The organism is Mesorhizobium sp. M5C.F.Ca.IN.020.29.1.1 (genome assembly GCF_003997375.1).
GTDB lineage: Bacteria > Pseudomonadota > Alphaproteobacteria > Rhizobiales > Rhizobiaceae > Mesorhizobium > Mesorhizobium wenxiniae.
In genome coordinates, this window is the sequence record NZ_RZSW01001148.1 from 1 (window position 1) to 592 (window position 592).

1 pseudogene is annotated in these 592 nt (G+C 72.1%); it reads left to right on the plus strand.

Annotation, left to right across the window (positions count from 1 at the left end):
- Positions 1-592 (plus strand): annotated as a pseudogene (locus EOA85_RS36770) (ATP-dependent helicase HrpB); the annotation flags it as partial.

Genomic DNA, 592 nt, shown 5'->3' on the forward strand with positions numbered 1-592 from the left:
AGACGGTGCGGGTCAGCAAAGCCTCGGCCGACCAGCGCGCCGGCCGCGCCGGGCGCACGCAGCCGGGCGTCGCCATCCGGCTGTGGCGGGCCGAGCAGACGGCAGCGCTTCCCGCCTTCACCCCGCCGGAAATCCTCGAAGCCGATCTGTCGGGGTTGATGCTCGATTGCGCCGCCTTCGGTGTCGTCGACCCGGTGAGCCTTTCGTTCCTCGATCCGCCGCCAACCCCAGCACTCAACGAGGCAAGGTCGCTGCTTCGTGCGCTCGACGCCATCGACGAGGCAGGGCGCCTGACGGAATCGGGTGCTGCGATGCGCAGGCTGGCGCTGCCGGTGCGGCTGGCCCACATGGTCGCCGACGCGGCAAAGACCGGCCAGGCGTTCGAAGCGGCCATGCTCGCCGTGCTGCTCACCGAGCGTGGCCTTGGCGGCGATGGCGCCGACCTCGAACGGCGGCTGATGCGGTTCCGATCCGAAAGATCGCCGCGCGCCACCGCCGCGCGGCAGCTCGCCGAGCGATTGGCGAAACAGGCCTCAGCCTCCCCCTCGAGGGGAGGGCCGGCGCGCGAGCCGAGCGCAGCGAAGCGAGGGAG